The sequence below is a fragment of the Streptomyces sp. NBC_00464 genome, assembly GCF_036013915.1.
Taxonomy (GTDB): domain Bacteria; phylum Actinomycetota; class Actinomycetes; order Streptomycetales; family Streptomycetaceae; genus Streptomyces.
Map to the genome: position 1 here is coordinate 5762522 of NZ_CP107899.1, position 19293 is coordinate 5781814.

The 19293-nt window shown below is 70.8% G+C and carries 21 protein-coding genes; 8 read left to right on the top strand and 13 right to left on the bottom strand.

Annotated elements, in window-relative coordinates:
• Positions 1-39: 39 nt before the first annotated feature.
• Together OG912_RS25905 and OG912_RS25910 are read right to left on the bottom strand one after the other, a co-directional pair.
• Complete coding sequence (locus tag OG912_RS25905) at positions 40-687, bottom strand: response regulator transcription factor (RefSeq protein WP_327711475.1); 648 nt, start codon at positions 685-687, stop codon at positions 40-42.
• On the bottom strand, positions 672-1940 hold the full coding sequence (locus OG912_RS25910; protein ID WP_327711476.1) for a sensor histidine kinase: 1269 nt from the start codon (positions 1938-1940) through the stop codon (positions 672-674). The genes OG912_RS25905 and OG912_RS25910 overlap by 16 nt, the downstream gene beginning before the upstream one ends.
• A 238-nt stretch (positions 1941-2178) precedes the next feature.
• Here OG912_RS25910 and OG912_RS25915 point away from each other — a divergent pair, with 238 nt between their 5' ends.
• Positions 2179-4308, top strand: a complete 2130-nt coding sequence (locus OG912_RS25915) for an MMPL family transporter (RefSeq protein WP_327711477.1) — start codon at positions 2179-2181, stop codon at positions 4306-4308.
• A 67-nt stretch (positions 4309-4375) separates the two neighbouring features.
• Here OG912_RS25915 and OG912_RS25920 read toward each other — a convergent pair whose 3' ends face one another.
• The 3 genes from OG912_RS25920 to glnII all read right to left on the bottom strand — a co-directional run bounded on the left by OG912_RS25920 (position 4376) and on the right by glnII (position 7325).
• Positions 4376-4984 carry a winged helix-turn-helix domain-containing protein gene (locus tag OG912_RS25920; protein WP_327711478.1) on the bottom strand — a complete coding sequence of 203 codons (609 nt, stop codon included), beginning with the start codon at positions 4982-4984 and terminating at the stop codon, positions 4376-4378.
• A gap of 290 nt (positions 4985-5274) precedes the next feature.
• Complete coding sequence (locus tag OG912_RS25925) at positions 5275-6186, bottom strand: DUF6891 domain-containing protein (RefSeq protein WP_327711479.1); 912 nt, start codon at positions 6184-6186, stop codon at positions 5275-5277.
• A 104-nt stretch (positions 6187-6290) separates the two neighbouring features.
• Complete coding sequence (gene glnII / locus OG912_RS25930) at positions 6291-7325, bottom strand: glutamine synthetase (protein WP_326735808.1); 1035 nt, start codon at positions 7323-7325, stop codon at positions 6291-6293.
• 318 nt (positions 7326-7643) lie between these two features.
• Here glnII and OG912_RS25935 point away from each other — a divergent pair, with 318 nt between their 5' ends.
• A complete protein-coding gene (locus tag OG912_RS25935; protein ID WP_327711480.1) occupies positions 7644-8552 on the top strand; it encodes a Gfo/Idh/MocA family protein in 909 nt (302 codons plus the stop codon).
• A gap of 50 nt (positions 8553-8602) precedes the next feature.
• On the opposite strand, the gene OG912_RS25940 is transcribed toward OG912_RS25935, so the two are convergent.
• Positions 8603-8794, bottom strand: coding sequence for a hypothetical protein (locus tag OG912_RS25940; protein WP_443061022.1), 192 nt, complete (start codon positions 8792-8794; stop codon positions 8603-8605).
• 61 nt (positions 8795-8855) lie between these two features.
• Between OG912_RS25940 and OG912_RS25945 the strand changes: the two genes are divergently transcribed.
• The gene (locus OG912_RS25945; RefSeq protein WP_327713660.1) at positions 8856-9113 is read left to right on the top strand and encodes a hypothetical protein; all 258 of its coding nucleotides are present in this window, start codon (positions 8856-8858) and stop codon (positions 9111-9113) included.
• Between the two features lie 27 nt (positions 9114-9140).
• Here the strand turns inward: OG912_RS25945 and OG912_RS25950 are convergent, their stop codons facing one another.
• Positions 9141-9500 carry an arsenate reductase family protein gene (locus OG912_RS25950; protein WP_327711481.1) on the bottom strand — a complete coding sequence of 120 codons (360 nt, stop codon included), beginning with the start codon at positions 9498-9500 and terminating at the stop codon, positions 9141-9143.
• Between the two features lie 119 nt (positions 9501-9619).
• Here OG912_RS25950 and OG912_RS25955 point away from each other — a divergent pair, with 119 nt between their 5' ends.
• The gene (locus OG912_RS25955) at positions 9620-9889 is read left to right on the top strand and encodes a hypothetical protein (RefSeq protein WP_326735803.1); all 270 of its coding nucleotides are present in this window, start codon (positions 9620-9622) and stop codon (positions 9887-9889) included.
• A gap of 57 nt (positions 9890-9946) precedes the next feature.
• Here the strand turns inward: OG912_RS25955 and OG912_RS25960 are convergent, their stop codons facing one another.
• The gene (locus tag OG912_RS25960) at positions 9947-10381 is read right to left on the bottom strand and encodes a hypothetical protein (RefSeq protein ID WP_327711482.1); all 435 of its coding nucleotides are present in this window, start codon (positions 10379-10381) and stop codon (positions 9947-9949) included.
• A 136-nt stretch (positions 10382-10517) separates the two neighbouring features.
• On the opposite strand from OG912_RS25960, the gene OG912_RS25965 reads away from it, so the two are divergent.
• Both OG912_RS25965 and OG912_RS25970 read left to right on the top strand, forming a co-directional pair.
• Positions 10518-11003 carry a hypothetical protein gene (locus tag OG912_RS25965; protein ID WP_326735801.1) on the top strand — a complete coding sequence of 162 codons (486 nt, stop codon included), beginning with the start codon at positions 10518-10520 and terminating at the stop codon, positions 11001-11003.
• A 48-nt stretch (positions 11004-11051) separates the two neighbouring features.
• Positions 11052-11438, top strand: coding sequence for a VOC family protein (locus OG912_RS25970; RefSeq protein WP_327711483.1), 387 nt, complete (start codon positions 11052-11054; stop codon positions 11436-11438).
• Positions 11439-11584: 146 nt separating this feature from the next.
• Here OG912_RS25970 and glnA read toward each other — a convergent pair whose 3' ends face one another.
• Entirely contained in the window at positions 11585-12994 is a 1410-nt protein-coding gene (gene glnA, locus OG912_RS25975; RefSeq protein ID WP_326735800.1) for a type I glutamate--ammonia ligase, read from the bottom strand.
• Positions 12995-13270: 276 nt separating this feature from the next.
• Here glnA and OG912_RS25980 point away from each other — a divergent pair, with 276 nt between their 5' ends.
• Positions 13271-13738 carry an RDD family protein gene (locus OG912_RS25980; protein ID WP_327711484.1) on the top strand — a complete coding sequence of 156 codons (468 nt, stop codon included), beginning with the start codon at positions 13271-13273 and terminating at the stop codon, positions 13736-13738.
• 149 nt (positions 13739-13887) lie between these two features.
• On the opposite strand, the gene OG912_RS25985 is transcribed toward OG912_RS25980, so the two are convergent.
• The 4 genes from OG912_RS25985 to lipB all read right to left on the bottom strand — a co-directional run bounded on the left by OG912_RS25985 (position 13888) and on the right by lipB (position 17098).
• Entirely contained in the window at positions 13888-14598 is a 711-nt protein-coding gene (locus tag OG912_RS25985) for a DUF4191 domain-containing protein (protein WP_326735798.1), read from the bottom strand.
• A gap of 19 nt (positions 14599-14617) precedes the next feature.
• A complete protein-coding gene (locus tag OG912_RS25990; protein WP_136330099.1) occupies positions 14618-14818 on the bottom strand; it encodes an SCO2195 family GlnR-regulated protein in 201 nt (66 codons plus the stop codon).
• A gap of 369 nt (positions 14819-15187) precedes the next feature.
• Complete coding sequence (gene lipA, locus OG912_RS25995; protein WP_327711485.1) at positions 15188-16153, bottom strand: lipoyl synthase; 966 nt, start codon at positions 16151-16153, stop codon at positions 15188-15190.
• Between the two features lie 132 nt (positions 16154-16285).
• A complete protein-coding gene (gene lipB, locus OG912_RS26000; RefSeq protein WP_326735796.1) occupies positions 16286-17098 on the bottom strand; it encodes a lipoyl(octanoyl) transferase LipB in 813 nt (270 codons plus the stop codon).
• A gap of 483 nt (positions 17099-17581) precedes the next feature.
• On the opposite strand from lipB, the gene OG912_RS26005 reads away from it, so the two are divergent.
• On the top strand, positions 17582-19273 hold the full coding sequence (locus OG912_RS26005) for a regulator (protein ID WP_327711486.1): 1692 nt from the start codon (positions 17582-17584) through the stop codon (positions 19271-19273).
• Positions 19274-19293: the final 20 nt, after the last annotated feature.

Genomic DNA, 19293 nt, shown 5'->3' on the forward strand with positions numbered 1-19293 from the left:
CCCTGACCCGGCCGGGATGCGCGATCCCGCACTTCTCGCCTACCCCTGGTCCAGATACGCGAGCACCGCGAGAACGCGGCGGTTGTCGTCGTCGGAGGGCGGCAGGCCGAGCTTCCCGAAGATGTTCGAGGTGTGCTTGGCCACCGCCCGCTCCGTGATCACCATCTGCGAGGCGATCGCCCCGTTCGAACGGCCCTGGGCCATCAGCTCCATGACCTCCCGCTCCCTCGGCGTCAGCCCGCCCATCGGCTTGTCCTGCGCGCGCCGCGACAGCAACTGCGAGATCACCTGAGGGTCCATGGCCGTGCCGCCCGCCGCGACCCGGCGTACCGCGTCGATGAACTGGTCGGCGTCGAACACCCGGTCCTTGAGCAGATATCCGATCGCCCCGTTGCCGTCAGCCAGCAGCTCGCGCGCGTACAACTGCTCGACGTGCTGGGAGAGTACGAGCACCGGCAGCCCCGGCCTGGCCCGCCGTGCCGCCAGAGCGCACTGCAGCCCCTCGTCCGTGTGGGACGGCGGAAGCCGGACATCGACAACAGCGACATCCGGCTCCAACTCTGCAAGGGCCCGGGTGAGTTCGGGCCCCGTCTCGACGGCGGCCGCGATCTCGAAGTCGTACGCCTCCAGCATGCGCACCAGGCCGTCGCGCAACAGGAAGAGATCTTCGGCTAGGACAACTCGCAAGGGATCTCCATGGTCACCATGGTGGGACCGCCCGCGGGGCTGCTGACGGCCATGATGCCGTCGAATGTACCGAGTCGGCGTTCGATGCCGCTCAGGCCGGAGCCCCCTGCGGCCACCGCGCCGCCCTTCCCGTTGTCCGTGACCGAGATCCTCAGCATGCCGTCGACATGGTGCAGGTCCACCCAGATCCGGTCCGCACCCGAGTGCTTCGCCGCATTCGTCAGGGCCTCGCTGATCGCGAAGTAGGCCGCGGACTCGACCGGGGCCTCGGCCCTGCCGTTCAGCTCCACGTCCACCTCCGACGGGATCGGCAGCCGCAGCGCCAGTGCCCTGACCGCGTCCCCGAGCCCCCGCTCGGCGAGCACCGGCGGGTGGATGCCGCGCACCAGGTCGCGCAGCTCGGTGAGGGCCTCGGCCGACGACGCGCGGGCCGTCGCCAGTAGCTTCTTCGCCTGCGCCGGGTCCTTCTCGATCAAAGCCTCGATGGTGCCGAGGTTCATGCCCATGGCGACCAGCCGCGCCTGCGCCCCGTCGTGCAGGTCCCGCTCGATACGCCGCAGCTCCGACGCGGCGGTGTCGACCGCCTCGTGCCGGGTCTCGGTCAACCGGTCGATGCGCAGCGCCAGTTCCTGCTCATGGGTGGGCGCCAGCACGGAGCGGGCGATCACGAAGTGTGCCCGCAGGAGCCGCTCGCTCAACGCCACACCGACCGCGAAGAACGCCACGCCGACCGCGGCGGCGGCCAGCCCCGTCGCCTGGCTGTCGACGGGGACGAACGCGTACCAGTACCGGTCGTCCGTGAAGACCCGCCACAGACCCGCCGCCAGGACGAACCCCTCCACCGGGTAGATCATCAGCGCCGCCGCCAGGATCGCCACGACGTAGCCGGCCGTCATGTCGACCAGCATCCACTGGATGTCCCGCCAGGTCGCCGGGTCCTTCAGCATCAGCGTGGTCCGCTCCACCTGCCCGGTGAACCCGCTGCGCACATCCTTCGGCAGCGGCCGGTACGGGACCGGGATACGGACGTCCGACCAGGTGACCGCCAGCAGCCGGCGCTGATTGGCATGCTTGCGCACCGCCGTCAGCACGTACGGGGTGGTGACGAGGCCGATCCCCAGCGGGATGAAGGCGATGGAGAGCACCGTCAGCACGAACAGCGTGACCGACCCCACGATCGAGGCGAACGACAGCACCAGCCCGCGCCCCGCCGCCAGCAGTGCGGCCCCTATCCGTCCGGTCGGCCTGTTCATACGGTCCCTCTTCCCTTACCGGGTACTCCTGGCAGCCCCGGTTCCGCACCCAGTCTGACCCGTCCGGCAGCCGCGGTGTCAGCCGTTCCGCCACCCGGTGGGGGTGTACCTACCACCACCCCCGTGACCTCGCCCTACGTCACGGGAAGAGGGGGCCTCGGCGGCTGGGGCGGCAGGCCCGGAATTTCTAGATTCGGAGCTGTCCGGTCCGACGTCTACAACAGGGGGCGAACACGCCATGAGGCGTAATCTCGCGGCACGTATCGGTGTGTGGAGCGCACACCATCGCAAGACGGCCATTCTCGGCTGGCTGCTCTTCGTCGTACTTGCCGCGGGCATCGGCGGTGCGTCGGGCATGGTCGAGATGACGAACGCGGAGAACGGCGCAGGTGACTCGGCCCGCGCCGAGCAGATCCTCTCCGACGCCGGCCTCAGCCACCGGGCGGGCGAACTCGTCATGGTGTCGTCGAAGGAGCCCGACGGCTGGCGGACTGCGGCGAAGGAACTCTCCGCGGCCATCGGCCGGACCGGCGAGGTGACGGACCTCGCGGAGCCCGTCGCCTCCAAGGACGGCAAGGACGCACTGATCACGTTCGGGATGAAGGGCGACGCGGCCACCTCCGCCGACCGGGTGCAGCCCGTGCTGGACGCCGTGGCCGGGGTCCAGAAGGAACGGACGGACGTCACGGTCCACCAGTTCGGCGAGGCCAGCGCCGGGAAGTGGCTCGGCGACCTGCTCTCCGAGGACTTCAAGAAGGCCGAGTTCACCGCCGTACCCCTGGCCCTCGGCATCCTGCTGGTCGCCTTCGGGGCCGTCGTCGCTGCCCTGCTGCCCGTAGGACTCGCGCTGACCGCGTGCATGGCCGCCTTCGGTCTGCTCTCGCTCGCCAGCCACCAGCTGCACCTCTTCCAGACGACGTACTCCGTGATGTTCCTGATGGGCTTCGCCGTCGGCGTCGACTACTGCCTCTTCTACCTGCGGCGCGAACGCGACGAGCGGGCCGCGGGGCGCGACGCCGAGACGGCGCTGCGCATCGCCGCGGCGACCAGCGGCCGGTCAGTGCTCGTGTCGGGGCTGACCGTCATGGTCGCGATGGCCGGCATGTTCCTGTCCGGACTCCTGCTCTTCAAGGGCTTCGCCCTCGCCACGATCATCGTGGTCTTCATCGCCATGATGGGCTCCGTGACGGTCCTGCCCGCACTGCTCTCCTGGCTGGGCGACCGGATCGACGCCGGACGCGTGCCGCTGCTGAACCGCCGCAACAAGCGCGGCAAGAAGGAGAGCGGCAGGATCGCCGGCAAACTGCTGCGGCCCGTCCTGGCCAGGCCGAAGTTCTTCGCCGCCGCCTCGGTCGTCGTGCTGCTGGTGCTTGCCGCGCCCGCCCTCGGCATGAAGACCGAGTCGCTCGGGCTGGAGAAGCAGTTCGGATCGGACTCGCAGCTGTCGGTCGCCTACCGCCACATCAGCGAGACGTTCCCCGGCGGCCCCGCCCCCGCCCAAGTGGTCGTCGAGGCGGACAACATCGAGGCACCTGCCGTACGCAAGGCGCTCGCCGGCTTCGACAAGGTGACCGTCCACCGGGCGCAGAACGTCGCGGAGATCGAGGTACCGCTGCCCGGCGGCAAGGCCGGCCTGTCCGAACTGCGGGAGGACCGGCTGCCGGCCGCGTTCGACGGCACGGGCGCCCACGTCTACGTCACCGGTGAGGTGGCCGGGTCGGTGGACTTCAACGACCAGCTGAAGCGGGGTATCGCGCCCGTCTTCCTCTTCATCACCGCGGTGACCTTCCTGCTGATGCTGTTCTGCTTCCGCAGCTATGTCATCGCCGTGACGTCGATCCTGCTCAACCTGCTCTCGGTGGCCGCCGCCTACGGCGTGATGACCGCCGTGTTCCAGCACGGCTGGGGTGCCTCGCTGATCGGTTCGGAGGGGGTCGGCGCGATCGAGTCCTGGATGCCGCTGTTCGTCCTCGTCGTCCTGTTCGGGCTCTCGATGGACTACCACGTCTTCGTGGTCTCCCGGATCCGTGAGGCCCACAGCCGCGGTCTCTCCACCCCGGCCGCGATCGACGAGGGCATCCGGCGCACGGCCGGCGCGGTGACCGGCGCGGCCGTGATCATGGTGGCGGTGTTCTCGGTCTTCGGGACGCTGTCCATGCAGGACATGCAGCAGATGGGCGTCGGCCTGGCCGTCGCGGTGCTGCTGGACGCCACGATCGTACGGATGGTCCTGCTGCCCTCCGTGATGGCGCTGCTGGGCGAGCGGAACTGGCGCATCCCGCGCGGCCTGCGCCGCCTGCCGGAACCGGACCACGGCGAGCCGGAGCCGGAGCCCGCGCCCGCGGCGGCCCCGGTGATGCACGGCTGATCCCGGAGATACGAAGTGGGCCCCGGCTGCGGTACGTACCGCAGCCGGGGCCCCACTTCGTGTGCGATCAGGGAGCGTACTTGTAGCCGACGCGCCGCACCGTCTGGATCGACCGGCGGTGCTCGGCGCCCAACTTGCGGCGCAGCCGGGCGATGTGGACGTCGACGGTGCGGCCGTCGCCCACGTGCCCGTAACCCCAGACCGTGGTCACCAACTGGTCGCGGGTGTGCACCCGGTGGGGGTGCGCCACCAGATGGGCGAGGAGCTCGAACTCCAGGTAGGTGAGGTCGAGCGTGTTCCCGTTCACCGCGGCGGTGCGCTGGACGGAGTCGATCCGCACCGGCCCGGCTCCCTCGTGCGCCGGCACCTCGGGTACCACGTACTGGGCGGCCGCGGCCGCGATGGCCGGCTGCTGGTCGGCGGGGACGAGCACCAGATATCCGACCATGGGCGGCCGGCCCGGCAGCGCCGGCAGGGTGTGCTGGGGCGCGGGCAGCCAGGTCGCGCCCGGAGTCAGGAACGCGGAGACGTCGGTCTGCCGGACGACCTCGTCCGGAGCCACGGCTCGCAGCCGGTGCCGGTTGGGGGAGGGGGGACGGGCGGAAGCGGTCGCAGCGGTCGCCGACGGCGCTGCGGTGGCAGCGACTGCGGCGGAGAAGGTACGGGTGTTCGCCATGAGGGTCAGCTCTTTCGCGCGAGGGAGTCGTCTGTGGACGGACTTGCTTCGTGCGCGCGGACCGAAGACCGGGGTGAGCGGTGTTAGAGGGCCTGCGCGTTCAACGCGCGGCAACACACCCGGTCGAAGTCGTGATGCTGACGGGAAGGCCAGAACGGTTCGAGGTCGCTGCGACCTGTCGAGGTGTGCTGGATGCTGGCCATGACCCCATTGAACCAGAGAACAGGGCGCGGGAGCAGAGTTCTCTCACCCGTCGATACGGACCCTTTGCTATGGACCGCACCTCGGGCTCAGCCCACCAGCCGTTTCCGCCAGTCCAGGCCCGTCAGTTCGATCGCCCGGTCCGGCGAACCGTCCCACTCCACGGTCAGTCCGGCTTCCCCCAGCACGGCCGCCACCTCCCGGCCCACCGCCGCGGTCGTCTCCGCGGACTCGTCGAACCCGCCGTAGTACAGGGTCAGTCCGTGCCCGGCCGCGGCGCCCTCCGTGCCCTGCATGTGGAAGAAGACGAAGCCCCGGGCGTCGTCCCGCCCCTCCGTGCGGATCTCACCGACTCCGCACGACCGGCAGCACGTGAAGTGCTCCCGGGCGGTGATTCCCCGCCCGTCCAGCACGGCGAAGGCCTGCTCCAGCCGGTCCGGATCGGTCACGTCCGCCCACTGCCGCTGCTCCTCGACACGCTCCAGCCAGAGCCGCTCCACCAGCTGCCGCGCCTGCGCGAGGGTCACCGGATGCACGCCGTCCTTCACCAGGTAGTCCTCGGCCGACTCGGCGAGATCCGCCACGCTGCCGTACCCGCCGCGGAGCAACTCCCGTACGCGCTCCTCCAACTGCTCGCGGATGTCCGCCGCGATCCCGGGTACGGCCTCCGGTTCCGGCAGGCCGGCGCCCTCCCAGCCGATACCCGTGTCCCATCCGGGTTCCCGGCGGGCCCAGCGCGCCATCAACGCGGCGACCTGCTCGGGCGTCTCGACGAGGGCGCGGACATGGGTGGCGGCTCCGCCGGTGCGGTGCTCCACGTCGTACGCGCCGTCGACCTCGTGCCACACCTGGATGAACGTGCCCGGGATGTCCGGTATCCGCTGCACGACCAGGAAGCGGTCACCGGTCATGCCGATTCGGTGCACCAGGTCGCCGAGCTCCTGGTCCGAAACACGGGTGTGTGTCTGCTGGTTCTCGGTCGCGATCTTGATCTCGAGCATGCGACCAGCCTGGCACACCGCACTGACAGCGCCCCGGGCACGCGGAGGGGCGCCCACCGGACTGCCGGTGGGCGCCCCTCGTACGGACGGTTACTGCGGCGGGATCAGACCTGGTCGGCCTTCTCCAGCGCGGTGCAGCAGGTGTCGACGATCAGCCGCGTCACGACGTACGGGTCGACGTTGGCGTTCGGACGGCGGTCCTCGATGTAGCCCTTCTGGTCCTGCTCGACCTGCCACGGGATACGGACCGAGGCGCCGCGGTTGGAGACGCCGTAGCTGTACTCGTTCCACGGGGCGGTCTCGTGCAGACCGGTCAGCCGGTCGTCGATGCCCGCGCCGTAGTTCTTGACGTGGTCCATCGGCTTCGAGCCCTCACCGAGCGACTCGGCCGCGGTGATGATCGCCTCGTAGCCCTCGCGCATCGCCTTCGTGGAGAAGTTGGTGTGCGCGCCCGCGCCGTTCCAGTCGCCCTTGACCGGCTTCGGGTCCAGGGTCGCGGAGACGTTGAAGTCCTCGGCGGTGCGGTACAGCAGCCAGCGCGCGACCCACAGGTGGTCGGAGACCTCCAGCGGGGAGACCGGTCCGACCTGGAACTCCCACTGGCCGGGCATGACCTCGGCGTTGATGCCGGAGATGGCGAGGCCCGCCTTCAGGCAGTTGTCGAGGTGCTTCTCGACGATGTCACGGCCGAAGATCTCGTCCGCGCCGACACCGCAGTAGTACCCGCCCTGAGCGGCAGGGAAGCCGCCCTCGGGGAAGCCGAGCGGCCGGTGGCCGTCGAAGAACGTGTACTCCTGCTCGATGCCGAAGATCGGCTCCTGGCCGGCGAACTGCTCGGCGACCGGCCGCAGCTCGGCCCGCGTGTTGGACTCGTGCGGCGTCATGTCGATGTGGAAGACCTCGCACAGGACCAGGACGTCGTCACCGCCGCGGATCGGGTCCGGGCAGGTGAAGACCGGCTTCAGCACCCGGTCGGAGGCGTGGCCCTCGGCCTGGTTGGTGCTCGACCCGTCGAAGCCCCAGATGGGGAGCTCCGCCACGTCCGACGAGGGGGTACCGGGCATGATCTTGGTCTTGGAACGGAGCTTGGCGGTCGGCTCGGTGCCGTCGATCCAGATGTACTCAGCCTTGAACGTCACGGAAGCCATCCTTTGGGGGTGCTGCGGTCTATGCAGCGCAGCTTCGCAAGGCGCGATTTCCCGACCGTTGCCCTCGTGTGAACCCCGTGTTACCGAGGTTTCCTGCGTAAGACGGCGGCGCCGTGGGGTGCCGTCCACCGGCCGCGGTCCCGGTGCGGCGACCGGAAGCAGACGCCCCGGATTCCGGTCGCCGCAGTGCCCGGCGACAGCCGCCGGAGGCCGGAACCGCCCCCGTCGTATACAGGGCCCGGACGGCTCCTGCCCGTCCCGGAAGGGCCCGTTCTCCCGGGCGGCCGGGCGCACCGGCACACTGGTCGCATGACGACACCCGTGACCCCTGTACGCATCGGCCTGGTCGGCACGGGCCCTTGGGCCCGCAAAACCCAGGCCCCCGCCCTCGCCGCCCACCCGGGCGCCGTGCTGAGCGGGGTGTGGGGGCGGCGTGCCGAGGCCGCCGGGGAGCTGGCGGCCGCGCACGGCACCACGGCGTACACCGGCGACGCGGGACTCGACGAGCTCTTCGCCACGAGTGATGCCGTCGCCTTCGCCCTGCCGCCCGACATCCAGGCCCCGCTGGCGGCCCGCGCCGCGGCGGCCGGCTGCCATCTGCTGATGGACAAGCCGGTGGCCACGACCGTCGAGGGCGCCCGTGAGGTGGCCGAGGCCGTCGAGCAGGCCCGGGTCGCCTCGATCGTCTTCTGCACCCTGCGCTTCGCGCCGGAGACCGCGGCCTGGATCGCCGAACAGGGCGCGGCGGGCGGCTGGTTCACCGCTCACGCCGAGTGGATCGGCGCCCTGTGGGCGCCGGGTGCGGACAGCGAGTTCGCCGCGTCCCCCTGGCGCAAGGAGAAGGGCGGCCTGTGGGACGTCGGCCCGCACGCGCTCTCGGTCCTCATCCCGGTGCTCGGCGACGTCACCGCCCTGACCGCCGCCCGCGGCCCGGCCGGCACCCACCACCTCGTCCTGCGCCACGCCTCCGGCGCCTCCAGCACGGTGACGCTCACCCTGGCCGCGCCGGTGGCGGCGGCCGGGGTGGGGATCGAGCTCAGGGGCGAGCACGGCATCGTCGGACTGCCCCGGTGGGACGGCGCCGTCGGGGCGTTCACGGCGGCGGTGGACGCGCTGATCGAATCGGTGCGAACGGGGGAGCCGCACCCCTGCGACGTACGGTTCGGGCTCCGGCTGACGGAACTGCTCGCGGAAGCCGAGGCGCAGGCGGGCGGCTGAGCCGAAGGGACCCCCCGGGCCCCCGGGACCGGGCCGGCCGCGACACCGCCTCATGGGCGATCCGCGCCGTCGGCCGGGTCCGGCTCCGCCGACACCGCGGCGTGGAAACCGAGCAGAAACCGCCGTACGGCGGCGACCTCGGCCTCGTCGAACTCCCGCAGCAGCGCCTCGGCGCTCCCGATCATCGGTCCGAACGCCGCCCAGCCCAGCTCCACCGCCTGCGGGGTCACGGACAGCAGCACCCGCCGCCGGTCCCGGGCGTCGCGGGTGCGCGTCAGATGGCCGAGGCGCTCCAGCCGGTCGATGAGCGAGGTGGTGCCCGCCGAGTTGAGTCCGAGCTCAGTTGTGCGCGGGCTCGGCGTACCGGCCCTGGTCCTCCTCGCCGGACAGGGGCGGGCCCAGGACGCGACCCGGGTGGCCGCTGCCGTGAACCGGCTGCTGCCGCAGGCCGGGACCGCCGTTCTGCGCGGCGCCTCCCACCACGCACTGCCCTTGTACGGACCGGTGACGGCCGAACTCAACCGCAGAATCGAGGAGTTCCTCGACGCCGCTGCCGGTTAGTCCCGGCGCCCGCGCCCCGTCGCGCGCTCAGCGCCCCATCGCGTCCCGGACCGCCTCGTCCGTGCGCGCGACGACGGCGGTGCCGTCCTGCGCCGTGATGATCGGCCGCTGGATGAGTTTCGGGTGCTCGGCGAGGGCGGTGATCCAGCGCTCCCGCGCGTCCGCCTCGCGCGGCCACTCCTTGAGACCCAGCTCCTTCGCGTCCGCCTCCTGCGTCCGCGTGATGTCCCACGGCTCCAGCCCCAGCCGGTCGAGCACGGCCCGGATCTCGTCCGGCGACGGCACGTCCTCCAGGTACCGGCGGACCGTGTAGTCGGCACCCTCCGCGTCGAGCAGCGTCAGCGCACTGCGGCACTTGGAACAGGCGGGATTGATCCAGATCTCCATGGGGCCAAAGGTACGCGATGGACCCCCGAAAACCCCTCTGGCCAGGGGCGATTGTCAGTGGTGGGCAGTAAAATGGAGGTAGTTCGTGAGGGTTCCACCACCGCGCCAGGAGGTTGCCAATGGCCGTAGCCGCAGTCACGACCAAGCCGCTCCACACACCCCTGAAGAAGAAGCGCCTCCCCGCCGGCCGTCCCCGTGAGTGGTACGTCTCCCACAATCGCCGGCTGAAGGCGATGCGCCTGGCGATCGCGCTGCTCGACGCAGGCGTCTACCACCCGTCGAGCGCGAGCAACGCCCGGATACGCACGGCCGCCGAGCGCCTCGCCATCCACCCGCCGTCCGACACCACCTGCCGCATGGTCCGCGCGCTGATCCGCTACGGCCGCTGACCGCCTGACCGTCCGCCGAGGACCGCGCCCCCGGGAGACCGGGGGCGCGGTCGCGTCTCAGTACCCGTTGCACGCGGCGGTGGCGAAGGCTCCGGAGGCCCTGGCGGTGCGACGGGTGCCGTCGTCCACCGTCACCGAACAGGCCACGTCGCCACCCGACTTCCCGAGGCTGACGACGAACGAACCACCGCTCATGAATCCCTTGGTGTCCAGCTCACCGGTCCACGGCAGACTCCGCAGGGTCAGCCGCCCGGTCGACAGCTCCTCGCCCTTCCAGGTGCTGTAGGTGAGCGTCACGTCCTCGGCGGCGCCGGTGACGTCGTACCGGATGTGTACCGTGCGCGAACCCTCCGCCGAGACCTCACGGGCCAGTACCGCGGAGACCGCGCCGCCGCCGAGGGCGAGCAGCACGAGGATCATCAACAGCACCCACGGCCACAGCCGCCGCCGAGGCGGCGGGGCCGGTGCGCCGGGGCCGGTCTGCTCGCTCATCCCCCCAGCCTGGGCGGTCCGCGCAAGGACCGCGACCCCACCGCCCCCGGCCGCTCACCCGTCCGGCCTACACCGCATGCGCCACCACCTGCCGCCCCCTTGACTTGGGGGCGACGGACGAGTGCTGGGAGGCACGATGACGAGGCGAGGCGTACGGGGCGCGGGCGCGGTACTGGTGGCGATGATCGTGGCGACCACGGCAACGGCATGCTCGGACGACGGGGACAGCGCGTCGAGCACGGCGTCCAAGGCGGCATCGGCGGCTTCCTCGGTCGCCTCCAAGGGCGCCGATGTGGTCGCTTCCGCCACGGCTGCCGCCGGGGACAAGCTGAACGATTTCAAGGACGGTGTGAACGCGAGCGGCGACGTCAAGGCGGGCGCACCCGCCACCGACAAGGACGGCCGTGTCACCTCGAAGATCACGGTGAAGAACAGCACCGACTCCACGCAGTCCTACGGCGTGCAGGTCAACTTCGAGGACGGAGGCGGCAATCTGCTCGACACGGTCGTGGTGACGGTCGACGATGTGGCCTCCAAGGGGACCAAGGACGGCACGGCCCGCAGCAACCGCAAGCTCGACGGGGACGTCAAGGTCGAGGTGGGCAAGGCGCTGCGGCACTGAGCCGCGGCGCTACCGGGCACCCCGCACCGACTCACGGGAGAACACCTCATGAGGATCCATCTGACCAGCGTCTTCGTCGACGACCAGGACAGGGCCCTGCGCTTCTACACGGAGGTGCTGGGCTTCGTGAAGAAGGCCGAGGTCCCGGTGGGCCGGGACCGCTGGCTGACGGTGGTGTCGCCGGAGGACCCCGACGGGACCGAACTCCTGCTGGAGCCCGACGGCCATCCCGCGGTGAAGCCGTACAAGACGGCCCTGGTCAGGGACGGCATCCCGGCCGCCTCCTTCGCCGTGGACGACGTCCCCGCGGAGTTCGACCGGCTGCGCGGACTGGGGGTGCGCTTCACCCAGGAGCCGCTGAAGGCGGGGCCGGTGACCGTCGCGGTGCTGGACGACACCTGCGGCAACCTGATCCAGATCCTGCAGAACACGTGAGGACGGGCAGGAAGCAGTAGGCCCGGACAGGGCCCGGATACGCCGACGAGGGCTCCACCCCGCACCTGCGGGGTGGAGCCCTCGTCGTTCTGCCTGCGTCACATCAGGGCATCGGCCGGACGGCAAGCACCGCCCGGCCCTGCTGCCTAGAGGTCGAAGTAGAGCTCGAACTCGTGCGGGTGCGGGCGCAGCTGGATCGGGGCGATCTCGTTCGTCCGCTTGAAGTCGATCCACGTCTCGATCAGGTCGGACGTGAAGACGCCGCCCGCCAGCAGGTACTCGTGGTCCGCCTCAAGGGCGTCGAGCACGGCCGGGAGGGAGGTCGGGACCTGCTGGACGTTGGCGTGCTCCTCGGGAGCCAGCTCGTACAGGTCCTTGTCGATCGGCTCCGGCGGCTCGATCTTGTTCTTGACGCCGTCCAGGCCGGCCATCAGGAGGGCCGAGAAGGCGAGGTACGGGTTGGACGACGGGTCCGGGGCGCGGAACTCGACGCGCTTGGCCTTCGGGTTGGAGCCCGTGATCGGGATGCGCATCGCGGCGGAGCGGTTGCGCTGCGAGTACACCATGTTGACCGGGGCCTCGAAGCCGGGGACCAGGCGGTGGTAGGAGTTCACCGTCGGGTTGGTGAAGGCCAGCAGCGACGGGGCGTGCTTCAGGATGCCGCCGATGTAGTAGCGCGCCATGTCCGAGAGGCCCGCGTAGCCCTGCTCGTCGTAGAACAGCGGGTCGCCGCCGGCCCACAGGGACTGGTGGACGTGCATGCCCGAGCCGTTGTCACCGAAGATCGGCTTCGGCATGAAGGTCGCGGTCTTGCCGTTGCGCCAGGCGACGTTCTTCACGATGTACTTGAAGAGCATCAGGTCGTCGGCCGCGGCGAGCAGCGTGTTGAACTTGTAGTTGATCTCGGCCTGGCCGGCGGTGCCGACCTCGTGGTGCTGGCGCTCGACCTGGAGGCCGTTCTTGTCCAGCTCCATGGAGATCTCGGCACGCAGGTCGGCGAAGTGGTCCACCGGCGGGGTCGGGAAGTAGCCGCCCTTGTAGCGGACCTTGTAGCCGCGGTTGTTGTCCTCCGACCCGGTGTTCCAGGCGCCGGCCTCGGAGTCGATGTGGTAGAAGGACTCGTTCGCCGAGGTCTGGAAGCGGACGTTGTCGAACACGTAGAACTCGGCCTCGGGGCCGAAGAACGCGGTGTCGGCGATGCCGGTGGAGGCGAGGTACGCCTCGGCCTTCTTGGCCACGTTCCGCGGGTCACGGCTGTACTGCTCGCCCGTGATCGGGTCGTGGATGAAGAAGTTGATGTTGACGGTCTTGTCGCGGCGGAACGGGTCGACACGGGCGGTCGACAGGTCCGCACGGAGCGCCATGTCGGACTCGTGGATGGCCTGGAAGCCGCGGATCGAGGAGCCGTCGAAGGCGAGCTCCTCGTTCGGGTCGAAGACCGCTGCCGGGATGGTGAAGTGCTGCATCACACCGGGCAGGTCGCAGAACCGGACGTCGATGAACTTGACGTCTTCGTCGGCGATGTACTTCTTCACGTCGTCGGCGTTCTGGAACATCCAACTCCTCCTACTCCCGGCCCGGGAGGGACGGGGTTGCAGCTCGTTGTGTGGCCAGTGCGGTGGCACACGCTGGACCCGACCATAGGCAGACCGGATTTCTCAAGCATGACCCATTTGTTTCGCCGAAGTTAACCGGGCCGGGTGTGAGCGGCACCTCGTGTCCGGCGCGACGGCCGGTTCCCGGTGTGTTCCGGGCCGGTTTCGGCACGATGTCCCGGCCGCGGCGGCCCCCCGCCCGGCAGGGGCCGCGGGCGGGCGCAGTACCGTGGTCGGGTGGACAATAGGCAAGCAATCGGATCGTGGCTCTCCGGGCCGCGTGCGGCCGCCGAGGAGATGGGCGCCGACTTCGGGTACCGGGGCAAGCGGCTCGGGCTTCCCGAGCAGGGGCCGGGCGCCATGGCGCCGCTCGGCCGGCGCTTCGGCGCGGTCTTCGTCGACTGGGCCCTGTGCATGCTGATCGCATACGGGCTGTTCGCTCGCGGTGACCAGCAGGCGACCGGGAACTGGGCGCTCGGCATCTTCCTCGTACTGAGTGTGCTCACCGTCGGCACCATCGGCTGTACGCCCGGCAAGCGCCTGCTGGGCATCAAGGTCGTCGCCGAGGACGGCGGGCGCCTGGGGTTCGGGCGGGTGCTGGTGCGCAGCGTGCTGCTGTGCCTGGTGATCCCGGCCCTGGTCTGGGACCGTGACGGCCGCGGACTGCACGACCGGCTGGCCCGCGCCGTTCAGATCCGTATCTGAGGAACGGCTCAGGTCCCGCTCCGAGGGACAGTTCAGGCTCTGAGGGCAGCGCAAGTCCCTCTTCTCAGGAACAGCGCACCGACGAAAGAGGGCGGGGCGCGAACCCGGTGGTTCGCGCCCCGCCCTCTTCGTGCGTTCTCTCAGTCCGCTCAGCGCATCTTTCCGCCGCGCGGCATCCGCATGCCCTTGGGCATGGGGCCCTTCGGCAGCGGCATGTTGCTCATCAGGTCACCCATCGCGCGCAGTCGGTCGTTGGCGGCCGTCACCTGCGGGCCGGTCAGTACGCGCGGCAGCTTCAGCATCTTGGTGCGCACCTTCTTGAGCGGCACCTGACCCTCGTCGTTGCCGACGATGATGTCGTGAACGGGTACGTCGATCACGATGCGGGCCATCTTCTTCTTCTCGGCCGCGAGCAGGCTCTTCACCCGGTTCGGGTTGCCCTCGGCCACCAGCACGATGCCCGCCTTGCCCACGGCACGGTGGACGACGTCCTGGCTGCGGTTCATCGCGACCGCCGGCGTCGTGGTCCAGCCACGGCCCACGCGGTCCAGCACGGCCGCCGCTGCGCCGGGCTGTCCCTCCATCTGCCCGAAGGCAGCACGCTCGGCACGCCGCCCGAAGACGATCGCCATCGCGAGGAGGGCGAGCACGAAGCCCAGGATGCCCACGTAGATCGGGTGGTCGATCAAGAAACCGATCGCGAGGAGGACACCGAAGGTGACGATTCCCACACCCGCGACGACAAGACCGATCTTGGAGTCGGTCCGCCTGGTCATCTTGTAGGTCAGGGCGATCTGCTTGAGCCGCCCCGCGTTCTCGGCGCTGTCCGCGCCTTCAGTGGATTCTGCCTTCCTCGCCATGCAATGAAGTTTACGTGGCCTAGGAACGGTGGTCGGCCACGGCCTCCAGTACGTACTCGGACTCGACCCGGTCCTTGGCCCGGCGGCGGTCTTCGAGGACCGCTGTCCAGGCGTTTCGGCGGGCGGTGCGCTGGCCGCTGCTCAGCAGCAGCGACTCGACGGCGCGGAGGGCATCGGTGACGGACGGAAGGGCGGTGGCGCGTACCGGCACGGCCTGCATCGTGGAAGTCCCCTCGGAACGGATGCGCTCACCGGGCGGTGCCCGGCGGGCGGAGTGTGCTGCGCGGACTGGATACGGGACGCAGGGGCGGCAGCGGCTGCCGGTGCCTCTCCCGGAAGGCTCAGCCCCCGTCGGGGCGAATACTGCCGGTCACGGCGCCGGAACCACTGCGCTGCGTGTTATCCAGGGTCACTGCTTGGTGTTACCAGCGCATGACCGGTCGGTCAAACACCAATGAAACCTTGATATCGGCGCCGCGCACGCCGACGCGGCCCATACGCGCCTCCGACCTGCGAGGAGCGCATGGGCCGCGTCGAATCAGCCGTTACTGCTCAGTAGCTTCTTGTGCTCGGATTCACACGGGCTCTGTTACGCGGTCGGCGCCGGAGCCACCGCGCCACGCCGCTCCATCGCCTGCTGGAACAGCCGGCCCGCACGGTACGAGGAGCGGACCAGCGGCCCGGACATCACACCGGAGTAGCCGATCGCGTCGGCCTCCTCCTTGAGCTCCACGAACTCGTGCGGCTTCACCCAGCGCTCGACCGGGTGGTGGCGCGGGGTCGGCCGCAGGTACTGCGTGATCGTGATGAGCTCGCAACCCGCGTCGTGCAGGTCCCGGAGGGCCTGGCTGACTTCCTCGCGGGTCTCGCCCATGCCGAGGATCAGGTTGGACTTGGTCACCAGACCGGCCTCGCGGGCGCGGGTGATGACCTCCAGGGAACGCTCGTAACGGAAGCCGGGGCGGATCCGCTTGAAGATCCGCGGCACCGTCTCCACGTTGTGGCCCAGCACCTCGGGGCGCGAGGAGAAGACCTCGGCGAGCTGCGCGGGCTCCGCGTTGAAGTCGGGGATCAGCAGCTCGACCTTGGTGTAGCCGCCCTCCCGCTCCGCCGTCTGCGCGTGGATCTGGCGCACGGTCTCGGCGTAGAGCCAGGCGCCGCCGTCCTCCAGGTCGTCGCGCGCGACGCCCGTGATGGTGGCGTAGTTCAGGTCCATCGTGACGACCGACTCGCCGACGCGGCGGGGCTCGTCGCGGTCCAGCTCCTGCGGCTTGCCCGTGTCGATCTGACAGAAGTCACAGCGGCGGGTGCACTGGTCACCGCCGATGAGGAACGTGGCCTCGCGGTCCTCCCAGCACTCGAAGATGTTGGGGCAGCCGGCCTCCTGGCACACCGTGTGCAGACCCTCGCTCTTCACGAGCTTCTGCAGCTGGTTGTACTCGGGGCCCATCTTCGCCCGGGTTTTGATCCACTCGGGCTTGCGCTCGATGGGGGTCTGGCTGTTCCGGACCTCAAGGCGCAGCATCTTGCGCCCGTCGGGTGCGACAGCGGACACTCCGGCACTCCCCTTTGCTTTCGCTGCATTGGATTCTTCGGCGAACACCAGGGTACGCCCGTGGTTCATACGGCTTTACGTCTGCCCAACCTGTGGCCGGCAGGGCCTATTCCCGGAGGGGTGCTCCGAGGGTCAGGCCGTGGCCACGGCATCGTCTTTGCGCTCGACGGTACGCGGCGCGAGCTCGGCGTTCTCCAGGATGTCCCGGAGGTGCTTCTCGGCGACCGGGAGCACATCGGCGATCGTGATCTCGCGGCCGAGTTCGTAACTGAGCGAGGTGACGCCGGCGTCCCGGATGCCGCACGGCACGATCCGGTCGAACCAGGTGGTGTCCGGGTTCACGTTGAAGGAGAAGCCGTGCATGGTGACGCCCTTGGCGACCCGGATGCCGATCGCGGCCAGCTTGCGGTCCTCGCGGCGCTGGCCGGCGTTGGACGGGGCGTACTCGGGGCCGTTCAGCCGGGCGTCGAACTCCTCGTCCTGCAGACGGGGGTCGAAGTCGAGCGAAAGGCCGCCGATCGCCGGGCGCTGTTCGACCGGGTCGCCGAGCACCCAGACGCCGCTGCGGCCCTCGACCCGGCTGGTCTCCACGCCGAACTCGGCCGCCGTACGGATCAGCGCGTCCTCCAGGCGGCGGACATGCGCGACGACGTCCACCGGACGCGGCAGCTTCTGGATCGGATAGCCGACCAGCTGGCCCGGACCGTGCCAGGTGATCTTGCCGCCGCGGTCCACGTCGATGACCGGGGTGCCGTCCAGGGGACGCTCGCTGTCGGCGGTGCGCCGGCCCGCCGTGTAGACGGGCGGGTGCTCCAGCAGCAGGCAGGTGTCGGGGACGGTGTCCTCGAACCGTGCCGCGTGCACCTCGCGCTGCTTCTGCCAGGCCTCCTGGTAGTCGACGGCATCCTCGCCGAATCCCAGACGGACGAACCGAAGTCCAGTCACGAAAGCAGCCTCTCTACTTGCGGTGCCGGGCCCGGAGGATGTCCCCGTCGTCACGTCACCATGCACCGAATCGCGCCTCCGGCCACTGTACGACCGGCGTCGGAGCGGGGGCCCGGCAGGTGGTTCCCGTCAGCGCCGCCCTCAATCCTCACACGATCGGATGAATGTGAAGCGAAGGTGGCCGGGGTTGCCCCGGGGGCCGCTAAATTCGCGCCGTTCCCCGGGGCCTGCCCCGGGGGTGTCTGACAAATGAGTGCGGGAGAAGGAGCGGTGTCCGGTGCGTGCGACCGCAAGGCGCCGGAGCGTCCTCGTGGCGGAGCCACGTGGGCGTTTCGGCAACGCCGCGAGCGTGCGTGCCAGACGCCGCGACGCCGCAGGCATTTGTCAGACACCCCCTAGCGCCGTGACGCCGCGGGGAAACGCCAGAGCAGGCCTCAGGGACTGCTGCCCGCCCGGCCCCGAAGGCAGGAGACCGTACAGCTGATGTCGGAACGACCCCCGCAGCGCACTCCCAACCGCCGACTCGCCTCGCTCATCACCGAGGCCGGGTTCTCCAACGCCGGCCTCGCCCGCCGGGTGGACCAGCTCGGTCTCGAACACGGCCTCGACCTGCGGTACGACAAGACCTCCGTGACCCGTTGGCTGCGCGGGCAGCAGCCACGGGGCACCACACCCGCGCTGATCGCCGAGGTGTTCACCCGGCGGCTCGGCCGCCGGCTCTCCGCGCAGGACCTGGGCCTGGACGCCTGCGCGCCCGTCTACGCCGGTCTGGAGTTCGCGGCCACGCCCGCCGAGGCGGTCGACATCGTCAGCGGACTGTGGCGCAAGGACTCCGGCAGCCATGTGGAGCTGCGGAAGATCGCCTTCACCCCGGCGGGACTTGTCGTCCCCAGCCGGGACTGGCTGATCGGGCGGGCGGACGAGTGGGTGGGACGGGCGGGCGAGGCCGCCGCGGTGACGGGCGGGGCAGGCAGGGCGCACGGGGGCGCCCAGGCGCACGCCGGGCCGCGCAAGGCGCCCGGACCCCAGGCGATGTACGGCAGCGCGGCGAACGGGCAGCACGGCGGCGGGAGCGGCCTCACCGGACCCGGCGGCGGGTTCCTGCCCGGGGTGCCCGGACAGGGCGCAGCGCCCGCGCCCGGCGTCCGGCACGGCCTCCGCGGGCCCACCCCGTCCCGGCCCGCCGGACCGCACGCGCCCGGCGGCGCCCCGGCACCCCTGGCCGGCGGCTCCGGCGTGCCCCGGCAGCGGCAGACCGAGCGGGGTTCCGGGCAGAAGGTCGGCAGCGGTGACGTCGCCGCCCTGCGCTCGGTCGCCGAGCTCTTCCGCACCCTGGACAACGCCTACGGCGGCGGCCACGCCCGGCAGGCCCTCGTCCGGTACCTGGAGCACGAGACGGAGCCGATGCTGCGCGGCACGTACGGGGAGGCCACCGGGCGGCGGCTCTTCGCCGCCGCCGCCGACCTGACCCGGCTGGCCGGCTGGACCTCGTACGACATCGCGGCCCACGGGCTCGCCCAGCGCTACTTCGTCCAGGCGTTACGGCTGGCGCAGGCCGCCGGCGACCGGGCCTACGGCAGCTTCGTCCTGATCACCATGAGCCGGCAGGCCGTCTACCTCGGGCACGGCCGCGAGGCGGTGCAGTTGGCGCGGGTGGCCCAGCAGGGCGTCGGCTCCGCCGCACCGCACGCCGTGCTGGCCCTGCTGCACGCGGTCGAGGCGCGCGGTCACGGCGTTCTCGGCGAGGCCAAGGCGTGCGTGGCCTCGCTCGCGCGGGCGGAACGCGCGCTGGAGGCATCCCGCCCCGGCGACGAGGTGCCGCACTGGGCGCGCTACTTCGACGAGGCCCAGCTCGCCGACGAGTTCGGGCACTGCCACCGCGACCTCCAGCAGTACCGGGCCGCCGCCCAGCACGCGGAGCGCTCGCTCCAGCTGCGCGCTCCCGCGTACGCCCGCAGCCGGCTGTTCTGCCGGGTGGTACTGGCCTCCGCCCGGCTCGGGCTCGGCGAGCTCGACCAGGCCTGCCGGCTGGGCGCGGAAGCCGCGCAGCAGGCCGCGGAGATGCGGTCGGTGCGCGCCACGGAGTACGTACGGGACTTCGAGCGGCGCCTCGAACCCTTCCGTGACGCCGCCGCGGTCCGCGGCTATCGCGAGCGGGTGGCCGCGCTGGGTTGAGGCCGCGCCCGGGGCCGGCC